Origin of the sequence: Streptomyces sulfonofaciens, assembly GCF_014656295.1 — a bacterium.
GTDB lineage: Bacteria > Actinomycetota > Actinomycetes > Streptomycetales > Streptomycetaceae > Streptomyces > Streptomyces sulfonofaciens.
This window is the reverse complement of record NZ_BNCD01000085.1, coordinates 1-741: the sequence shown is the minus strand read 5'-3', so window position 1 is coordinate 741 and position 741 is coordinate 1. Positions and strand designations below refer to the sequence as shown.

The 741-nt window shown below is 68.0% G+C and carries 1 protein-coding gene; it reads right to left on the bottom strand.

Translation table 11 applies throughout. From position 1 onward, the window contains the following. A partial coding sequence (locus IE313_RS34675; protein ID WP_189939357.1) for a lectin occupies positions 1-559 on the bottom strand: 559 nt, incomplete at its 3' end. Positions 560-741 lie beyond the last annotated feature (182 nt).

Here is a 741-nt window from a genome sequence, read left to right as displayed (position 1 = left end):
CGCTGTAGGTGTAGAACGAGCTCCGGTTCGGGAACATCTGGTTGAACTGCGACTCACTGACGACGAACCCGGACGGGGTGCTGCCGCCGCCGCTGCTCCCGGGCGCGTTCCACTTCTGGTTCGCCCCTCCCGTGCAGGTCCAGATCTGCAGACGGGTGCCGTTGGCGCTGGTGTTGTCACGTACGTCCAGGCACTTGTTCGCGGCCGGGTTGACGATGTCGTGGGCGGCGGTGACCACCCACTGCTGGTTGGCGCTGCCCGAGCAGTCCCAGAGCTGGACCGACGCCCCGTCGGCCGTGCTGCGGTCCACGACGTCCAGGCACTTGCCGAGCGCCCGCAGGGTCCCGTCACCCGAGTTGGACCAGCGCTGGGCAGTGGTCCCGTTGCAGTCGTAGAGCTGCACGGCCGTGCCGTTGGCGCTGTTGGCCCCCGCCACGTCGATGCACTTGCCGGCAAGTCCGGTGATCTGGCCGTCGGCGGCCTGGGCGGGCACCGCGGTGAACAGCGCGGCGACGAGTGCCGCGAGAGCGGCGAACATCGTGAGGCGGCCGAGGGCCATGCGTCTGAGGAAGATCCGTCTGAGGGAAGGGATGGACATCGCGGGCTTCACTCCTTGGCGTGTCGTGAGGGAGGGCAGGGCTCGTCGCGTCGTGCGGCCGGGGATGGGGGGGTGCCTCTATGTCTTTCGTCAAGGTGTTCGGGTTCGGTTTGGGGTGGTTTGACTTGTGGGTGTCATGCGGC